This window comes from Myroides pelagicus (assembly GCF_009711055.1).
GTDB classification, from domain to species: Bacteria; Bacteroidota; Bacteroidia; order Flavobacteriales; family Flavobacteriaceae; genus Flavobacterium; species Flavobacterium pelagicum.
Genome location: NZ_WMJY01000008.1, coordinates 43,270 through 57,827 on the forward strand (window position 1 = coordinate 43,270; position 14,558 = coordinate 57,827).

General features: G+C 33.4%; 13 protein-coding genes. 5 read left to right on the forward strand and 8 right to left on the reverse strand.

The window, feature by feature from the left end:
- Nucleotides 1–3: 3 nt before the first annotated feature.
- Nucleotides 4–630, forward strand: a complete 627-nt coding sequence (locus GJV77_RS05090; protein ID WP_155035275.1) for a WbqC family protein — start codon at nt 4–6, stop codon at nt 628–630.
- Nucleotides 631–2,104: 1,474 nt separating this feature from the next.
- Here the strand turns inward: GJV77_RS05090 and GJV77_RS05095 are convergent.
- From GJV77_RS05095 to GJV77_RS05130, 8 genes are all read right to left on the reverse strand, one after another.
- Nucleotides 2,105–2,800: a sulfite exporter TauE/SafE family protein gene (locus GJV77_RS05095; RefSeq protein WP_162521569.1), complete on the reverse strand. Its 696-nt coding sequence runs from the start codon at nt 2,798–2,800 to the stop codon at nt 2,105–2,107.
- A gap of 23 nt (nt 2,801–2,823) precedes the next feature.
- On the reverse strand, nt 2,824–3,294 hold the full coding sequence (locus GJV77_RS05100) for a FixH family protein (RefSeq protein WP_155035276.1): 471 nt from the start codon (nt 3,292–3,294) through the stop codon (nt 2,824–2,826).
- Nucleotides 3,295–3,313: 19 nt separating this feature from the next.
- Nucleotides 3,314–4,735: a cytochrome c oxidase accessory protein CcoG gene (gene ccoG, locus GJV77_RS05105; RefSeq protein ID WP_155035277.1), complete on the reverse strand. Its 1,422-nt coding sequence runs from the start codon at nt 4,733–4,735 to the stop codon at nt 3,314–3,316.
- 171 nt (nt 4,736–4,906) lie between these two features.
- On the reverse strand, nt 4,907–5,896 hold the full coding sequence (locus GJV77_RS05110) for a cbb3-type cytochrome c oxidase N-terminal domain-containing protein (protein ID WP_155035278.1): 990 nt from the start codon (nt 5,894–5,896) through the stop codon (nt 4,907–4,909).
- Nucleotides 5,893–6,099, reverse strand: coding sequence for a CcoQ/FixQ family Cbb3-type cytochrome c oxidase assembly chaperone (locus GJV77_RS05115; RefSeq protein WP_155035279.1), 207 nt, complete (start codon nt 6,097–6,099; stop codon nt 5,893–5,895). The genes GJV77_RS05110 and GJV77_RS05115 overlap by 4 nt, the downstream gene beginning before the upstream one ends.
- A gap of 21 nt (nt 6,100–6,120) precedes the next feature.
- Nucleotides 6,121–8,304 (reverse strand): cytochrome-c oxidase, cbb3-type subunit I, encoded by a 2,184-nt coding sequence (gene ccoN / locus GJV77_RS05120; protein WP_155035280.1) that lies wholly within the window; start codon nt 8,302–8,304, stop codon nt 6,121–6,123.
- 6 nt (nt 8,305–8,310) lie between these two features.
- Entirely contained in the window at nt 8,311–8,532 is a 222-nt protein-coding gene (gene ccoS, locus GJV77_RS05125) for a cbb3-type cytochrome oxidase assembly protein CcoS (protein WP_155035281.1), read from the reverse strand.
- 80 nt (nt 8,533–8,612) lie between these two features.
- A complete protein-coding gene (locus GJV77_RS05130) occupies nt 8,613–10,997 on the reverse strand; it encodes a heavy metal translocating P-type ATPase (protein WP_155035282.1) in 2,385 nt (794 codons plus the stop codon).
- Nucleotides 10,998–11,113: 116 nt separating this feature from the next.
- Here GJV77_RS05130 and GJV77_RS05135 point away from each other — a divergent pair, with 116 nt between their 5' ends.
- The 4 genes from GJV77_RS05135 (at nt 11,114) to GJV77_RS05150 (ending at nt 14,530) form a co-directional block, all read left to right on the forward strand.
- Complete coding sequence (locus GJV77_RS05135) at nt 11,114–11,797, forward strand: Crp/Fnr family transcriptional regulator (protein ID WP_155035283.1); 684 nt, start codon at nt 11,114–11,116, stop codon at nt 11,795–11,797.
- Nucleotides 11,798–11,885: 88 nt separating this feature from the next.
- Nucleotides 11,886–12,917 (forward strand): DHH family phosphoesterase, encoded by a 1,032-nt coding sequence (locus tag GJV77_RS05140; RefSeq protein WP_155035284.1) that lies wholly within the window; start codon nt 11,886–11,888, stop codon nt 12,915–12,917.
- Nucleotides 12,901–13,467, forward strand: coding sequence for a gliding motility-associated peptidyl-prolyl isomerase GldI (gene gldI, locus GJV77_RS05145; RefSeq protein ID WP_155035285.1), 567 nt, complete (start codon nt 12,901–12,903; stop codon nt 13,465–13,467). The genes GJV77_RS05140 and gldI overlap by 17 nt, the downstream gene beginning before the upstream one ends.
- Entirely contained in the window at nt 13,451–14,530 is a 1,080-nt protein-coding gene (locus tag GJV77_RS05150) for a peptidylprolyl isomerase (protein WP_155035286.1), read from the forward strand. Before gldI ends, GJV77_RS05150 begins: the two co-directional genes overlap by 17 nt.
- Nucleotides 14,531–14,558: the final 28 nt, after the last annotated feature.

Genomic DNA, 14,558 nt, shown 5'->3' on the forward strand with positions numbered 1-14,558 from the left:
CAAATGAATACGATCGTTATTCACCCAACATATTTTCCTTCAATAAGTCACTACGTAGCAATGCTACAAAGCGAATCAATACTTCTTGAAGTTGAAGATAACTTTCAAAAACAAACCAACCGAAATAGAATGTACATTTACAGTGCGAATGGTATCCAAATGCTAAACATACCGATCAAACATAGTAAATCAATTCACCAGAAGTTTAGAGATGTTGAAATAGAAGATGCTTTTGGTTGGCAAAAACAACATTTTAAGAGCTTAGAAGCTGCTTATCGTACATCGCCATACTTCGAATACTTTGAGGACGATATACGCCCTATATTTGAAAATAAACAGAAATATATGATGGATCTTAATTTGCAGATTCATGAGGTTATTACTGAATGTTTAGGTATAACCTTACCATATGAAAAAACATTAGAATATCACAAAACCTATGATAATGACAATATTCTAGATTTTAGAAATCTTGTTAATGGTAAAAAAGACGAAAATCAGTTTACATCGTATACACAAGTTTTCGAAGAAAAGGAAGGGTATCTAAACAACTTAAGTATTCTAGATTTACTATTCAATGAAGGAAGACATGCCATAGACTATCTTAAGCAACAAAAACTAGTCTACTAATAATAAAATAAAAGAGGTAAGCAATGCTTACCTCTTTTGCGTCAAAGTGTTTCTACATATTAAAAAATACGTAAATCTTTCCCATAATAACAGATCGTTATCCTACCAAATTAACATATCTGCCTTTATACTTTAGACAAAAAAAATTACAAAAGTCACATTAGTACACGACAAATCAGTCTATCAAATCACTTTCAATACTATTGCAATTAATTATTATTACCACACCCAACCTATAAATAAGTAGACTAAAATTACAGAGTGCATACCTAGATTACTATTGACGAAAAGTGATCTAAGAAAGGGTAGCAAAAAAACACAACCATACATACAAAAAGAAACCAATGATGTAGTGGAAAAAAGCTTTACAATCGTAATTCAGGTCAATTGATTTACTCCATAAAAAAAGTAGATCGTTATGACCTACTTTTTTTAATTCTTCTTTTCATAGCTTTTACTAGATGTATCACAATCCACTTAATCCTCATCTAGTATACGAACAAAACTTATCAAACCTTTTTCATAGCAATATGTTTTTTTGCTTGTTCTACTATTAAGACAACCAATAGTGTATTTGGTCACTTCTTTTTTGCAAAAACATTCGTAACGACATATATCCATAAAAAAAGCAGATCGTTATGACCTACTTTTTTTAATTCTTCTTTTCATAGCTTTTACTAGATGTATCACAATCCACTTAATCCTCATCTAGTATTCGAACAAAACTTATCAAACCTTTTTCATAGCAATATGTTTTCTTTGCTTGTTCTACTATTAAGACAACCAATAGTGCATTTGGTCACTTCTTTTTTGCAAAAACATTCGTAACGTCATACATCCATAAAAAAAGCAGATCGTTATGACCTACTTTTTTTAATTCTTCTTTTCATAGCTTTTACTAGATGTATCACAATCCACTTAATCCTCATCTAGTATTCGAACAAAACTTATCAAACCTTTTTCATAGCAATATGTTTTCTTTGCTTGTTCTACTATTAAGACAACCAATAGTGCATTTGGTCACTTCTTTTTTGCAAAAACATTCGTAACGTCATATATCCATAAAAAAAGCAGATCGTTATGACCTACTTTTTTTAATTCTTCTTTTCATAGCTTTTACTAGATGTATCACAATCCACTTAATCCTCATCTAGTATTCGAACAAAACTTATCAAACCTTTTTCATAGCAATATGTTTTCTTTGCTTGTTCTACTATTAAGACAACCAATAGTGCATTTGGTCACTTCTTTTTTGCAAAAACATTCGTAACGTCATATATCCATAAAAAAAGTAGATCGTTATGACCTACTTTTTTTAATCTTCTTTTCATAGCTATTACTAGATATCAGACATTCTATCTGGTAGTAGAACTAACGTATCAAACCTTTTTCATAGCACTGTTTTCTCATAGTTCTAAGGTTTAGACTACTATTCTGTAAAAAGTCACTAAAAAAAGCTAAAAAAGAGAAAATATCAACAATTCGGTTCGGAACGAACGAATAAATTTAGTGTATCTGGTGATAGAAAAGGAATATCTAACCCTAACCCTCTAACAATAAATAGCATACCGAAAATAACGATAATGATTGGATAATACTTCAGAATTGCCCCCCTAACTTTCATAGAAAATAGATCACGCACATAAATCATCAAACTCATCAAAGGAATAGTACCTACACCAAACAGAACCATATAGAGCATTCCATACAGAATACTTTGAGTAGATAATGCGCCAAACAAGGCGACATAGACCATTCCACAAGGCAAAAAGCCATTAAAAAATCCGATTGTATAAAGAGAGGATGTGGTCTGTTTCTTAAACTGCCTACCTAATGCTTGCTGAATTTTAGATACTAGTTTATAAAAAGGCATCAAAAAATTAAGTTTACCAAGCTTACTCTGGGGTACCAAAACAAATAAGATCATTAGAATACCGACTATAATCGAAACTTGCTGTTGCAAACCAGCTAAAAACAACCCTTTTCCAAAAATACCAAACACAAGCCCTAAAATAGAATATGCAGATATACGACCTAAATGATAGGTCATAATCTGCATAACTTTTTTAGCTTGATTATCACGAGAGACTGGTAGCATTATAGCAATTGGTCCACACATTCCAATACAGTGTAAACTACTTACTAAACCAAAAACAAGTCCTGTTAAAATCACAAGCAATACCTTTTATATGATTATTTAACTGTCTTTTCTGTCAAATTAAGGCTGTATAAGTTTCTATAAGCTACGTTATTATAACTCCACTCAACAGAAATATCCCAGCGACCGCCTGAACCCAGCTTTGTGTTAGGTATGAGCAAATTGGAAGAAGACAATGATATTGGAATGTCAAAGTCTAATGTCTGGTCAGACGGTCTGTATAGGGATACTTTACCTTTTATTTTTGAGTAATCAAATTCTTTAGGAAACACAATACTAACTTCGCTATTGTCATTAATAGTAACCTTAATTGGCGTTTTAAGCTTATTAGCATGTAGCTCACGCTCTGCTCTACCATCAACCTCAATTTCCTGTTGATAGTAATTCTGAGTAACCAATTGATTATCGTACTTTTTATCTAACTGTACTCTTACAACATATTGTAAAATAAACACCATAAAAAGTCCCATAGCAATAACGATTCCTGTTCCAAAATTGAATTTCATACCTATATATTTTATTTCATTAATCCATAATTCTAGGGCCTAAGAAGTTGGTAGAAGTCGTCTGTATCAACTTGTCCCCATCGTAAACCTGAATTTTAATTTTTGTACGATGACTTTCCAGGATATGATCAGGGATCTTAATAAATAAACTACCTTCTGCAAAGCCTTCTTTTTTAACTTCTATAGAAGTTTTACCAACTAAATCAACTGTACCCTCAGCCGGTTCAACAACCTTAAAGTTAACATCTTCAAAGTCCTTCATTGTTTTATTAACCACTTTATATGTATAAAGATTAGTTATAACATGTTCTTTGTGTTGGTAAGTCTGACCAGCCACACGCAAGATAGTAGCTTCTATATCCGTACGCAAGAACAATAACCCTACCAAGACAGTAACTAAAACCATTAATACAGCCGTATAACCTTTTTGTCTAGCCGTAAACTTAGTTTTAATACCTTCAGAAATTTCGCTCTCAGATGCATATCTAATCAGTCCTGTCGGTAAGCCAACTGATTCCATCATGTGATCACACTCATCGATGCATGCTGTACAGTTTACACATTCCAATTGAGTACCATTACGAATATCAATACCAGTAGGACAAACGTTTACACATTGTTTACAATCAATACAATCACCAAAACCCTCTGAAGTTCTATCAATTCCTTTTTTAAACTTAGCACGTCCATTTTCTCCTTCACCTCTAACATAGTCATAAGCAACAATAATTGACTTATTGTCTAATAACACACCTTGTAAACGACCGTAAGGACATGCAATAACACATACTTGCTCACGGAACCAAGTAAAAATAAAATAAAATGCCCCTGTAAAAATAAGTAATCCTATAAACTTACCTAAATGTAAAGCTGGTCCATCTTTCATCATTTGGATAACCACATCGCTACCAATAATATAAGAAAGGAAAATATTAGCAATTAAAAAAGAAATAATAAAGAAAATAAACCATTTCAGAAGTCTCTTTCTAATCTTCTCGCCATTCCAGGCTTGCTTACGAAGTCTAGCTTGCGCACCTCTGTCACCGTCAATCCAGTATTCAATACGTCTAAAAACCATCTCCATAAAGATCGTTTGTGGACATATCCAACCACAGAATATACGACCGAATGATACTGTAAACAAAGTAACGAAAACAACACCTATCACTAAAGAAATAACCACTAAATAAAAATCTTGTGGCCAAAAAGGAAATCCGAAAATATTGAATTTACGGTCTATTACATTAAAAAGTAAAAACTGATTACCGTTAATTTTTATAAAAGGTGCCGCAAATAAGAAAGCGATCAATAAATAACTAACGATTTTTCTTTTGTCATAAAATGGTCCAGAAGGCTTTTTAGGAAATATCCAAGCTCTCTTTCCATCTTTATCGATTGTTCCAATGGAGTCACGGAAACTTTCGTCTTTAATTGTAGCCATAATGTGTAGTGTTTTTAAAAAAGGCAGAGCAAATGAGTAACATTTACTCTGCCTTTATGTTTTTTTATTTATGTTCACCGTTTTTTTTAAAAGCGGCAAAAATGTATTCTAGTTCATTACGCTTAATCTAATAAATTTGTTGTCGCTACTCTATTAGAAACGTAACAATCCTTATATAGCTGATTCTTCAGTAGAGGCTACTTCTCCTGCTGGAGCTACTTGTTCTGCTGGAGCAGATTCCTCTGCTGGAGCTGCATCAGCTGCTCCTTCTTCTAAATTAGCTTTTGACCAAATAATATCTCCTTCTGGAGCTTTTGCATCAGCTGGGTTTGTACCATTAAGTGAAATTACATAAGATGCAATTTTCTCAATTTCAGAAGGCTTAAAGTTATTTTTCCATGGAACCATTCCTTTTCCTGGTCTACCACCCTCAGAAATAGTATGGAAAATATTTTTAATACCTCCACCTAAGATCCAATGATCATCAGTTAGGTTCGGTCCAATAGATCCACCACCATCAATTTTGTGACAAGCCATACAGTTAGAATCAAATAACTTCTTACCTACCGCTAAATCAGCTGGATCTGTTAAATATTTAGCATCGTCCGCTGTCAACATATCAGGAGCATTCTTTTTATACTCTTCAATTTGCAGCTGAGCTTCCGCTACTGATTTCTCATATTCTACAACTTGATTATCACCATCGAAAACGTGGAATCTCAATAGGTATATTACAGAGAAAATAATAGTTACGTAGAATAAACCTACCCACCATGGTGGTAACTCATTATTTAACTCTTTAATTCCATCGTAATCATGATCCATCATTACGTCAGCCTCCTCTTGGATTGTTTTAGTTTTAGTTAATTTACTCATTAACTTTTTAACCCAAGGTTGTTGAGAGAAAGGAAGACTAGTCTCTGCTTCCTTAGCTGCTCTCTCTTCAGGAGTCATTAATCTATCTAAAATTTTATTTGTAGCAGAAGCTACAATCTCAACTGCAATCAAGGCGAATAAGAATAAACCTAACAGGATCAACACTACAGGATGCTCCATAAAAGCAGGTTTCTCACCATCTCCACCTACTAACCACTCTACTGCAAAGAAAAACAAGGCAAATAAAAGCGGTACTCGTACATATACTGGAAAAAACTTTTTCATAATTTTTCTGAATTAGGATCAACATTGTGCTCTTCATCATCCATGAACGGCATATTGCTCAATTCTTGAATGGTTTCCTTTTTGTAGGTTATAACCCATACAAAAAGTCCAACAAAGAAGGTAAAGAAGATAATCAAGGAAATAATTGGAAATACTTCAATCCCTCCTATTGTTTCCATATTATGTTTAATGAACTTTAGCATATTGATTCATTTAATTTATTATTATTCTTCTACTCTTTGTTTTATGTCAGTTCCTAGTCTTTGTAAGTACGCGATTAATGCAATGATCTCACGATCTTTCATTGGCACGAATTCTTCTCCTTTCGCTTTAGCGCGTTCTTCACTTTGCGTATAAGATTTAACATAATCAGGATCGTTCTCTAAGTTCAGAGCGATTAACTCTGCTTGATCAGCAATACTTTCATTAGCATTTGCAATATCCTCGTCTGTATAAGGAACACCTAATGTTCTCATTACACTCATTTTTTTCTCAACTTCAGAATAGTCTGCTGCTTTATTAGCAAATAACCATTTATATCCTGGCATGATTGAGTTAGGAGAAGTAGATTGAGGGTCATACATATGGTTGTAATGCCAGTTATCAGAATATTTACCTCCAACTCTCATTAAGTCTGGACCTGTTCTCTTAGATCCCCATAAGAATGGGTGGTCATATACATACTCTCCAGATTTAGAATACTCGCCATAACGCTCAACTTCTGAACGGAAAGGACGAATCATTTGAGAGTGACATCCCACACAACCTTCTCTAATATATAAGTCACGACCTTCTAACTCTAGTGGTGTATAAGGTTTAACACTAGTAATCGTTGGTATATTTGATTTTACAAATATGGTAGGAATAATCTGAACCATACCTCCGATTAGGATAGCTACTGTAGTTAAGATAGTAAACTGTATAGGTCTTCTTTCCAACCATACGTGCCATCCTTCACCTCTAAGTCTACCAGCAGAAATTCTTTGTAATGCTGGAGCTTCAGCTAATTCATCCTCTACTTTTTGACCAGCAGAAACTGTTCTAGCAATATTATAGATTAATACGAATACCCCAATTAAGTATAATGAACCTCCAATTGCACGCATAATGTACATTGGCATAATAGCAGTAACAGTTTCTAAGAAGTTACCATACATTAATGTTCCATCAGGGTTAAACTCTTTCCACATTAAGTGTTGAGAGAAACCTGCAACATATAAAGGAATTGTATATAAAATAATACCTAAAGTACCAATCCAGAAGTGGAAGTTTGCTAATGCTCTAGAGTATAGTTCTGTTTTTACCATACGAGGTATTAACCAATAAACCATACCGAAAGTCATAAATCCATTCCAAGCTAATGCACCAACGTGTACGTGAGCTACGATCCAGTCAGTAAAGTGAGCAATCGCATTTACGTTTTTAAGTGATAACATTGGCCCTTCAAATGTAGCCATACCATAACCTGTAATACCTACTACAAAGAATTTAAGCACTGGATCAACTCTTACTTTATCCCAAACACCACGAAGTGTAAGTAAACCATTGATCATACCTCCCCAAGATGGAGCAATCAACATAACAGAGAATACTACTCCTAAGTTTTGAGCCCATTCTGGTAAAGCTGAATACAATAAGTGGTGAGGTCCTGCCCAGATGTATAAGAAAATTAAAGACCAGAAGTGAATAATAGATAATCTATATGAATAAACTGGTCTATTCGCTGCTTTTGGTAAATAATAGTACATCAACCCTAGGAAAGGTGTTGTTAAGAAGAATGCTACCGCATTGTGTCCATACCACCACTGCACTAATGCATCTTGTACACCTGCATATACAGAGTAAGATTTAAGCGCATTAACAGGTAACTCTAAAGAGTTGAAAATGTGTAGTACTGCTACAGTAACGAATGTCGCTAAATAGAACCAAATAGCTACGTAGATATGACGCTCTCTTCTTTTGATAATCGTCATAATCATGTTTACACCGAAAGTCACCCAAATCAACGCAATAGCGATATCAATAGGCCACTCTAACTCAGCGTACTCTTTTGATGTTGTATACCCTAATGGTAGAGTAATAACAGCACCAATTAAAATTAATTGCCATCCGTAAAAGTGAAGATTACTTAAAAAATCACTGTACATTCTGGCTTTACATAATCTCTGTAAAGAATAATAGATTCCCCCAAAAATAGCGTTACCAACAAAAGCAAAAATTACTGCATTGGTGTGTAATGGTCTTAATCTCCCGAAACTTAACCACGATATTCCGTCAGTTAAGTTAGGAAATATAAACATTACCGCTAGTAGTAAACCTACAAGCATACCTACTGCACCAAAAAAGATCGATGCGTAAAGGAACTTCTTTACAATTTTGTTGTCATAGTAAAATTGTTGCACTTCCATAGTTGTTTATATTTGATTTTCTCTTTGATTTTCGTTTACTAAATGATTGGTCTTATTTTTAGATGATGATTTTTTAACATCGCTTTTAATCTCATCATCAAATAGCATTCTGACCGAAGGAGTATAGGCATCGTCAAACTGTCCACTCTTTACTGACTTGATAAACAAGTAAAGAAATATACCAGCGACAACTACACTAATACTAATTAAGAAATATATAACACTCATACCTAAAAACTATACGTCAAAATTAACATTAACAAAATTGGTAAAATATGATAATCGTCAGTTTATCGATTTTAAATAAATTACTTCAATATTCGCTTCGCAAAATAATTAGTCAAGATCGTTACAAAACTTATAATTGAAATTGTACTGACAGGCATAATTATCGCAGCAACTAATGGTGACATTTTATTTAACAAACAAACGCTGATACCAATAACATTATACGTTAACGCTAAGATATAACTTAATTTGATTATTTTAACAGATTTTTTCGAATAATCCATAAACTTTTCTAAATATGCGAACTTACGAGCGTCCAAGATCGCATCACTTGCTGGAGTAAACACATTGACGTTTTCTGATATCGAAACCCCAACATTACTCTGGGCTAACGCTCCTGCATCATTCAACCCATCTCCGACCATCATGACATTTGCACCTGTTTCTTGTAATTCTTTAACATATTCCAGCTTCTGCTCTGGCTTTTGATTAAATACTAATGCAGTAGAAGGTGGTAATAACGCCTTTAAAGCTTCAAGCTCTCCATCGTTGTCACCTGATAAAATAGCAAATTTATAGTGTTTCTTATCTAATTGTTCAAATAACTCTTTTACTCCTAAACGATAGTGATTAGCAAATACAAACTTACCTTTATATTCCCCATCAATCTTTATATGAACAGCTGTTTCATTAATGATTTTATCATGAGGGATTCCCACCAACTCTTGAGACCCTATAAAATAACTACGATTATTCATCGTTCCAACTAACCCTTGTCCTGGAATCTCTTCAAACGTATTAGGTTTTGCTACAATTCTAGCTTGTAAAAAACCATATAATTTTCTACTCAATGGATGGTTAGACCCTCTAATAATATTTCGGATATCACTTTGCTCTTCGCTAGTCAGTTCTTCCCCTTCATACTGAATAATAGATTTAGCGTTAGTAGTAATAGTTCCTGTTTTATCAAATACTATTGTATCAACCTTTGCCATCTGCTCTACTACAGTTACATTTTTTAGGTAAAAGCTACTCCTACCTAATATGCGTATAGCATTTCCTAGTGTAAATGGAGCTGTCAATGCTAAGGCACAAGGACAAGCGACTATCAAGATAGCTGTAAATACATTAAAAGCAGCATTAATACTAACAAATGACCAGCCAATAAACCCTAAAATAGAAATGGTTAGCAATACTGGAGTAAAGAAATGACTAATAGTATCCGTAATCGTCTTATACTTCATGTCCACTCTCTTCTGAAAGACATCATTACTCCACAATTGAGTTAAATAACTTTGCGAAACAGAATTTATCACTTCTACTTCTATAATATCTCCTACTTGCTTTCCACCAGCAAACAATTTGTCTCCTGATTTCTTTTCTACTGGAACTGCCTCTCCTGTCACGAAACTATAATCTATAAATGTTGATTCTGATATTAAAATAGAATCTACTGGCAATAGCTCTTGATTTCTAATAAGTAAACGATCTCCTTTGACTACGTCATAAATTTGAATTGGTTCTTCTTTATTTCCTTCAACAAGCTTAGTAATCGCTATTGGGAAATACGATTTGTAATCACGCTCGAAGGATAAGAAATTATAGGTTCTCTGTTGAAACAACTTTCCTAATAACATAAAGAAAACCAACATGGTCATACTATCAAAAAAACCTGGACCTAAATCAAAAATAATATCGACAGCACTGCGGATAAACATTACGATTATCCCTAATGCCATAGGGATATCAATTGTATAGTTCTTTGAACGAATACCTTTCCATGCGGCAATATAATAAGGCGAAGCTGAATAGAAAAACACAGGAAGAGATATGATTAGAATAAGCCATCTGAAGAAATCCTTATATTGACGCATCCATATATCATCAATATTAAAGTATTCTGGAAATGAGAGCATCATGACATTACCAAAAGCAAAAAAGGCTATCCCTATCTTATAGATTAGACTACGATCGACTTGCTGTGGCTTATCGTCGTAATTCTTCAAACTAATATATGGTTCGTACCCTATTTTATTCAATAGGAGTACAATTTCCTTTAGTGAAGTCTTCTCTTTATTAAATGTAATTGTAGCTTTCTTTTCAGGGAAATTTACTAATACTCGATACACCCCTTGGTTTAGCCTATTCAAATTTTCTAGTATCCATATACAAGAACTACAATGAATATGGGGTATATACAATGATACAATCGAAGTAGGTCCTTCGTCAAATTCCAATAACTTATTTATAATCTCAGACTTATCCAAGAAATCATACTTACCATTTGCTTCTTCTGGAGTAGCACCTGGGGCTTGTTGCATATCATAATAACAGCTTAAGTCATTTTCACTAAAAATCTCATAAACTGTCTTACATCCATTACAACAAAACTCTTTCTCATCAAAGACTATCCGATTAAAAGTAGTTATCTCATTACCACAATGATAACATCCTTTTTTTTCCATAATATTCGCTCATTTTACCTTATACAAATTTCAAAGTTTATATTAGCAGAATATATGACATTTATCATAAAAAATAACTATCTTTGTTTAATCTTTTAACAGATATAAAATATTTTATGGGTAGATGTGAGCAATGTATTATTAGAGAATTTAGTTCTTTAAAAGCTTTAACTCGAGAAGAACTAGAAACAATCTCAGAAACGAAAAACCATTTCATCGTTAGAAAAGGAGAGGTTCTATTTTTTGAAGGAGACAACCTCAACGGAGTATTTTGTGTGAAATCTGGTTTTTGTAAACTGACAAAACTAAACTCTAACGGTAAGGATACCATTATCAAGCTTGCTAAAGGTGGTGAACTTTTAGGACAAAGATCTATTATCAATGAGGAAACCTCAAACCTTACAGCGACTGCGTTAGAAGATATGCAAGTGTGTTTTATTCCCAAAAAAGAAATGTTAGACTATTTTGCTGATAACAACAAATTCTCTTTGTTAGTTACCAGAGATATTTGCAATCATTTAAAAGATGCTGATAAAGGTCTTGCTGATCATACACACAAAACTGTTCGTGAAAGACTTGCCATTATTCTATTAAAACTAGAAGACCTAGGTGGTGTTAATCCTGAGACTAAAGCCCTTAATATCCAGTTATCAAGAGAAGACTTAGCTAATATGGTTGGAACAGCAACAGAGAGTTGTATTCGCCTATTATCTGATATGAAGAAAGAAGGACTTATTCAACTATCTGGTAAGAAAATCATTTTAGTTAATAAATCTGAGCTTAAAAACTTAGCACAATAGTCTTATTCATTTTGTATTTATAAGCTATATATTATGATATTAATATAAATAAGCCTTACTTTAGCATTCTTAATTTGTATATTTTATCATGATTAGTGAAAGTAATTTAAATGCCTTAAAGTCAATATTATCAAATAACAATAACTTTGTCATCATCCCTCATCGCAATCCCGATGGTGATGCTATTGGATCTACTCTTGGTCTATACCATGTATTGACTAAGCTAGATAAAACAGTTACTGTTATTAGTCCAAATGACTTACCTCACTTTTTACACTGGATGCCTTGCAGCAAATCGATTGTTAACTTCGAACAACAACGCAATAAAGCTACTCAACTTATCGAGCAAGCAGACTATGTTTTTACCTTAGACTTTAATGTATTGCTTAGAACTGGTGATGAAATGGAGAAATTTCTACTATCACTAAATAAGCCCTATATAATGATTGACCATCATCAGATGCCTGATGATTATGCAGAAGTCATGTTCTCATGTCCTGAGTATGGCTCAACCTGCGAGTTACTCTATACTATTTTAGATAAGATTGGACTAGATCAATACATCGATCAAGATGCAGCTACTTGCATATATACTGGTATTGTTACTGATTCAGGATCGTTCCGTTTTCCGAAAACAACATCAGCTACACATACAACAATTGCTAAACTAATCGACAAGGGAATTGAGAATCCTAAAATTCACAATAGTCTATTCGACAACAATAGTTACAACAAGCTTCAATTAATGGGGAAAGCTTTACAAAACCTAGCTATCCTACCTAAACTTAATACATCTTTTAGCTTCTTAAGTGAAAAAGACCTAAAAGAATTTCACCATGAAAAAGGTGATACTGAAGGATTAGTCAATTATGGACTTAGTATCAAAGGGGTAGATTTAACTGCTTTCTTTATTGAGCAAAAAGAAGAAAAGATTATAAAGATATCTTTCCGTTCTCATAATAATTTTAATGTAAATAGATTTGCTAGAGCTTACTTTAATGGAGGCGGACATATCAATGCTGCTGGAGGGAAATCAGATAAATCACTCCAAGAAACTATTGCTTATTTCAAAACAATTATAGCTGAGCATAAAGACGAATTTTATGATGAACTATCTTAAGTTTTATTGTGGGATTATACTTTTAATTTCAATAGCTGGTTGCGGACAAAAAGAAGAAGCCAGAAGACCTATTTCTGAAAAAAGAAATAGTGTATTAGTGAATTCAGTTGAGCGCAACCAAACTCAATTAGAGAACGAAGAATCTCTGTTAAGTGAATACATGAAAAAGAATGACCAACAATCATTCTTAAACTCTCAAAATGGTTTTTGGTATTCTTATAGCAAACGATTAGTCAAAGATTCTATTTCACCTAAAACTAATGACCAGGTGACCTTCACCTATGAAGTAAGTAACCTAAAGGACTCCCTAATTTACAGTAAGTCTGACATTGGTCTGTTAACTTATATAATAGAAAAAGAGGAGTTGCTACCGGTTCTAAGACAAAGTCTTAAACTCATGAAGCAACACGAAGTCATAAAGGTCTTAACACCTTCCTCCCTAGCCTATAGTTATATGGGAGACAAAAATAAAATACATAAAAATCAACCACTTATATTTACAATTGAACTAATAAAAATTGAAAAACAAAAATATGAAACGTATGAATAGTCTTATTTTAAGTCTTGTAGCAGTATTTGCTTCGTGCACTTCTCATAAAAGTGACCTTCCTGATGGTCTATATGCAGATATTACAACAAACAAAGGGCATATTGTCATTGAATTGGAATACGAGAAAGCTCCTGTTACCGTAGCAAACTTTGTAAGTTTAGCAGAAGGAACTAATCCATTAGTTGATAAGAAATTCAAAGGAAAACCATTTTATGACGGACTTACTTTCCATCGTGTTGTTCAGGACTTCGTTATCCAAGGAGGGGATCCTGATGGTAATGGAGCGGGAGGACCAGGATACGTATTTAAAGACGAATTTGACCCTACATTAAGCCACGATAAACCAGGAACATTATCAATGGCTAATAGTGGACCTTTTACCAATGGTAGTCAGTTTTTCATTACTCATAAAGAAACTCCTTTCCTAGACAACAAACACAGTGTATTTGGTTATACTGTAAAAGGAATGGATGTGGTTAATAACATTAAACAGAATGATAAAATTGAGTCAATCAAAATAATTCGAATTGGAAGACCCGCTAAGAAATTCAATGCTGAAAAAGTATTTAAAGAATATTCCGAAAATGAAGCTAAGGCAAAAAAAGACAAAGAATCAAAACTAGCTAAAATCAAAAAAGAGTATGCTGACAAGTTTGCCTCATTAAAAGAAAAAGCAATCAAAACAGATTCAGGTTTACAATACGTAATCACCGACTCTAAAGAAGGAGCTAAAAAACCGAACATCGGTAACGAGATTAAAATCAACTACGCAGGTTTCTTTGAAAACGGTATATTATTTGACACTAGCGTTGAAGACTTAGCTAAAGCATTCAATAGTCATGATGCACAAAGAGCTGCTTACAACCAATATATTCCTATTCCTTTTAAATATGGAGCCAAAACAGGACTTATACCTGGCTTTATCGAAGGAATTGAACAAATGAAAATTGGTGATAAAGCTGTTATTTTTATCCCTTCACACTTAGCTTATGGCGAAAGAGGAGCTGGAGGAGTTATTCCTCCAAATACTGATTTAGTATTCGAATTAGAACTAGTAGAATAAATAAGTAAATAAAAACGGGCACATTATA

What these genes read in the sequence shown, in the direction of transcription:
- GJV77_RS05115 (WP_155035279.1), bottom strand. Translation starts at nt 6,099, where the DNA reads ATGCTAAAGTTCATTAAACATAATATGGAAACAATAGGAGGGATTGAA.
- GJV77_RS05140 (WP_155035284.1), top strand. Translation starts at nt 11,886, where the DNA reads ATGATTAGTGAAAGTAATTTAAATGCCTTAAAGTCAATATTATCAAAT.
- GJV77_RS05150 (WP_155035286.1), top strand. Translation starts at nt 13,451, where the DNA reads ATGAAACGTATGAATAGTCTTATTTTAAGTCTTGTAGCAGTATTTGCT.
- ccoN (WP_155035280.1), bottom strand. Translation starts at nt 8,304, where the DNA reads ATGGAAGTGCAACAATTTTACTATGACAACAAAATTGTAAAGAAGTTC.
- GJV77_RS05130 (WP_155035282.1), bottom strand. Translation starts at nt 10,997, where the DNA reads ATGGAAAAAAAAGGATGTTATCATTGTGGTAATGAGATAACTACTTTT.
- GJV77_RS05100 (WP_155035276.1), bottom strand. Translation starts at nt 3,294, where the DNA reads ATGAAATTCAATTTTGGAACAGGAATCGTTATTGCTATGGGACTTTTT.
- gldI (WP_155035285.1), top strand. Translation starts at nt 12,901, where the DNA reads ATGATGAACTATCTTAAGTTTTATTGTGGGATTATACTTTTAATTTCA.
- GJV77_RS05135 (WP_155035283.1), top strand. Translation starts at nt 11,114, where the DNA reads ATGGGTAGATGTGAGCAATGTATTATTAGAGAATTTAGTTCTTTAAAA.
- ccoG (WP_155035277.1), bottom strand. Translation starts at nt 4,735, where the DNA reads ATGGCTACAATTAAAGACGAAAGTTTCCGTGACTCCATTGGAACAATC.
- GJV77_RS05090 (WP_155035275.1), top strand. Translation starts at nt 4, where the DNA reads ATGAATACGATCGTTATTCACCCAACATATTTTCCTTCAATAAGTCAC.
- GJV77_RS05110 (WP_155035278.1), bottom strand. Translation starts at nt 5,896, where the DNA reads ATGAAAAAGTTTTTTCCAGTATATGTACGAGTACCGCTTTTATTTGCC.
- ccoS (WP_155035281.1), bottom strand. Translation starts at nt 8,532, where the DNA reads ATGAGTGTTATATATTTCTTAATTAGTATTAGTGTAGTTGTCGCTGGT.